Raw genomic sequence first — 3,061 nt, forward strand, 5'->3', positions numbered from 1 at the left:
CGCCGGAGCGCGCTATCATCAGGCGCCAACCAACACCGACAGCATGCTCAGCGAGCCCATCTCGATGCCATCGACTGGGATCGTCATCGCCTCAACGCCATCCCACGTCCCCAGGACATACAGCAGCGGCAGGAAATGCTCCGCCGTCGGATTGGAGAGCGAGCCCCCTTCGTGTGCCAGGTAGTTAACCAGCGGGTGCTGCTCGTCCAGCCCCTGCCATTGCAGATTCGCTTTCACGTAATTATTGAAGGACTCTGCCCAAGGGTACGGCGTGTTCTCGCCATGCCAGCGGGCGGTGCGCAGGTTATGCACCACGTTGCCGCTGGCCACCAGCATAATGCCTTCATCACGCAGCGAGGCCAGCTTCCGCCCCATTTCGAGATGCCAGGCCGGCGGTTTGGTGCTGTCGATGCTCAACTGAACCATCGGGATATCCGCCTGCGGATACATTTTAATCAGCACGCCCCACGAGCCATGGTCAAATCCCCAGGCTTCTGTATCGAGGGTGACCGGCACCGGCGAGAGCAGCTCCACCAGCCGTTGCGCCAGCGCCGGAGAGCCCGGCGCCGGATAATGCGTGTCATACAGCGCCTGCGGAAAACCGCCGAAGTCATGAATGGTCTTCGGCGCCTCCATCGCCGTTACGCCCGTACCGCGCGTAAACCAGTGCGCAGAGACCACCACGATCGCTTTCGGACGCGGCAGGGTTTCGCCCAGTTGAGCCCAGGCGCGGGTATAACGGTTGTCTTCCAGCACGTTCATTGGGCTGCCATGGCCGAGAAACAACGCGGGCATTCGAGTACGGGACATGATGATATCCTTAGGGTGTCAATGTGATGTGCTCACATTACGCGCTTTTGCGCCAGGATAAACTCAGATAACCATGATGATGATCGTCAGAAAATTTGAATGTAATTCGCGGTAAAGGGACGTGTCCCGTACGCGCATCCTCAGGCAATATACTCGTATGTAATTATTTTCACAGGGAGAGAAGCGATGTCATCACCCTTAATATTGACGCTGTTAGCCGGTAGCGCAACCTTCATTGGCGCCATATTCGGCGTGATTGGCCAGAAACCCTCTAACCGCCTGCTTGGCTTCTCCCTCGGCTTTGCCGCCGGGATTATGCTATTGATTTCGTTGATGGAAATGCTGCCTGCCGCGCTGGCCGCCGAGGGCATGTCGCCGCTGCTCGGCTACGGAATGTTTGTTGTCGGCCTGCTGGGTTACTTTGGCCTTGACCGCCTGCTGCCGCACGCCCACCCGCAGGATCTGATGACTCCCGCCATGCCGCGCCCGCGCAACTTACGCCGCACCGCTATTCTTCTGACGCTGGGGATCAGCCTGCATAACTTTCCGGAAGGGATCGCCACCTATGTCACGGCCAGCAACAACCTCGAGCTTGGCATGGGCGTCGCCCTTGCCGTCGCCCTGCACAATATTCCGGAAGGACTGGCGGTTGCCGGACCGGTGTATGCCGCCACCGGCTCGCGCAGCAAAGCGGTGCTCTGGGCCGGGCTTTCCGGCATGGCGGAAATTTTGGGCGGCGTGCTGGCGTGGTTGATTCTGGGGAGCCTGGTCTCGCCGCTGGTGATGGGCGCGATCATGGCTGCCGTCGCCGGGATTATGGTGGCGCTGTCGGTCGATGAACTGATGCCGCTGGCGAAAGAGATCGATCCGCAAAGCAATCCAAGCTACGGCGTCCTGTGCGGGATGTCGGTCATGGGGCTGAGCCTGGTGGTACTCCAGACGATGGGCATCGGTTAAAGCGCAGAAACAACACAGCCCACTAACAAGTGGGCTGTGCTCGGGCGTAGCGAACCGCTATTTAGCTGGCTTTACGCTCATGTTCGCGACGATAGGCCACCAGATCTTCAATCGTGACTACCGCCATATTGTGCTGCTGAGCGAACTTGATGCACTCCGGCGCGCGGGCCATGGTGCCATCGTCATTGGTCAGCTCGCACAGCACGCCTGCCGGTTTAAAGCCAGCCAGGGTCACGAGGTCGATAGTGGCTTCAGTGTGGCCGCCGCGGGTCAGTACGCCGCCCGGCTGCGCACGCAGCGGGAAGACGTGACCTGGACGGTTAAGATCGGAAGGTTTCGCGCCGTCGGCGATGGCCGCGCGGACGGTGGTCACGCGGTCGGCAGCGGAGACGCCGGTGGTCACACCTTCGGCCGCTTCGATGGTCACGGTGAAGCCGGTGCCGTAGGCGCTGGTGTTGTTCTCTACCATCATCGGCAGATCCAGCTGTTTGCGGCGATCTTCGGTCAGGCACAGGCACACAATGCCGCTGCCGTGACGAATGGTCAGCGCCATCTGCTCAACGGTCATGGTTTCAGCGGCGAAGATCATATCGCCTTCGTTTTCACGGTCTTCATCATCAAGCACCATCACGCCGCGGCCTTCGCGCAGGGCGTCCAAAGCGTGTTCCACACGTTCAAAAGCGGTACCAAAAGAAGAAAGGAGCGTCTGATTCATGGTAAAAAAACCTCATTAAAATTATGGTTACCAGAATCAGGGCAGTCTTAGGAGCGCCGGTTTAGCGGCAAAAGTCAACGCGAGCGGGCCTGGGCCCGACTGTGCCGTTACTCTCTCCCATCCGGACTTTAACCGTCGGCTCCGGAATTACACCGGATCTGCTGACCTTCCCGTAGTCACGGAAAGCGCTCGCGGGCTTTCAACGCCATGGTTGATTTACCGCCGGTGGGGAATTTCGCCCCGCCCTGAGAATAAGCGAGATAACTATAACGCTATTGACTATCCTCGGCAATGCATAAGCTTCAAACATTTCTGGTTTATAGGCGGCCTGGTTCGCACTACAATGATCAATCATCCGACCCGAGCAGGAAACCACCATGATTGACCCGAAAAAAATTGAACAAATCGCCCGCCAGGTCCATGAGTCGATGCCAAAAGGACTTCGCGATCTGGGTGAGGATGTTGAGAAGAAAATCCGCCAGGCGCTGCAGTCGCAGCTGACCCGTCTGGATCTGGTTAGCCGCGAAGAGTTTGACGTGCAGACTCAGGTGCTGCTGCGGACCCGGGAAAAACTGGGGG

4 protein-coding genes and 1 riboswitch are annotated in these 3,061 nt (G+C 58.7%); of the genes, 2 read left to right on the plus strand and 2 right to left on the minus strand.

Going from position 1 to position 3,061, the window contains the following annotated elements; genetic code table 11:
- Positions 1 to 18: 18 nt before the first annotated feature.
- Complete coding sequence (gene ygiD, locus HMPREF9538_RS09300; protein WP_004174357.1) at positions 19 to 810, minus strand: 4,5-DOPA dioxygenase extradiol; 792 nt, start codon at positions 808 to 810, stop codon at positions 19 to 21.
- A 186-nt stretch (positions 811 to 996) separates the two neighbouring features.
- Here ygiD and zupT point away from each other — a divergent pair, with 186 nt between their 5' ends.
- Complete coding sequence (gene zupT / locus HMPREF9538_RS09295) at positions 997 to 1,767, plus strand: zinc transporter ZupT (RefSeq protein WP_002916852.1); 771 nt, start codon at positions 997 to 999, stop codon at positions 1,765 to 1,767.
- Positions 1,768 to 1,828: 61 nt separating this feature from the next.
- Here zupT and ribB read toward each other — a convergent pair whose 3' ends face one another.
- Complete coding sequence (ribB, locus tag HMPREF9538_RS09290) at positions 1,829 to 2,482, minus strand: 3,4-dihydroxy-2-butanone-4-phosphate synthase (protein WP_004174356.1); 654 nt, start codon at positions 2,480 to 2,482, stop codon at positions 1,829 to 1,831.
- A 105-nt stretch (positions 2,483 to 2,587) separates the two neighbouring features.
- Positions 2,588 to 2,739, minus strand: a riboswitch (FMN riboswitch).
- Positions 2,740 to 2,859: 120 nt separating this feature from the next.
- Between ribB and ubiK the strand changes: the two genes are divergently transcribed.
- The coding region (gene ubiK / locus HMPREF9538_RS09285; RefSeq protein ID WP_009485603.1) for a ubiquinone biosynthesis accessory factor UbiK at positions 2,860 to 3,061 on the plus strand (202 nt) is incomplete at its 3' end.

Origin of the sequence: Klebsiella sp. MS 92-3, assembly GCF_000195655.1 — a bacterium.
GTDB classification, from domain to species: Bacteria; Pseudomonadota; Gammaproteobacteria; order Enterobacterales; family Enterobacteriaceae; genus Klebsiella; species Klebsiella pneumoniae.

Excerpts from the sequence above, each read along its gene's own strand:
- ygiD (WP_004174357.1), bottom strand. The coding sequence starts at position 810 with ATGTCCCGTACTCGAATGCCCGCGTTGTTTCTCGGCCATGGCAGCCCA.
- zupT (WP_002916852.1), top strand. The coding sequence starts at position 997 with ATGTCATCACCCTTAATATTGACGCTGTTAGCCGGTAGCGCAACCTTC.
- ribB (WP_004174356.1), bottom strand. The coding sequence starts at position 2,482 with ATGAATCAGACGCTCCTTTCTTCTTTTGGTACCGCTTTTGAACGTGTG.